The following is a 282-nucleotide window of genomic DNA, read 5'->3' as shown; positions in this document are numbered from 1 at the left end:
AACTCTGATTCGATATTCATATATTCATGCTCGCCTTCATAAATAATTGTATCATCATGATAAGTTAATACGAAAAGTTCATGTTCACGGCAAAAGTCTACAATTTTATCGAATTCTGCTTTTTCAATGACTTTTTTCGAAACAACTTCTTCATTAGAGAGTTCAATTGTTTGTGCCCCATTGTAACTCATAATATAACTTCCAAATTCATCCATCTTTAATGACTTTGCAGTTGGTAACATCCCCGCTGTTGGACGACCTGAGGCAAGTGCGATTTTTACG

1 protein-coding gene is annotated in these 282 nt (G+C 34.8%); it reads right to left on the bottom strand.

Going from position 1 to position 282, the window contains the following annotated elements:
* A partial coding sequence (locus HUK49_RS10865) for an HAD hydrolase family protein (RefSeq protein ID WP_191913696.1) occupies window positions 1–282 on the bottom strand: 282 nt, incomplete at both ends.

This window comes from Limosilactobacillus portuensis, assembly GCF_014838735.1.
GTDB lineage: Bacteria > Bacillota > Bacilli > Lactobacillales > Lactobacillaceae > Limosilactobacillus > Limosilactobacillus portuensis.
This window is presented reverse-complemented; position numbering and strand designations above follow the sequence as displayed.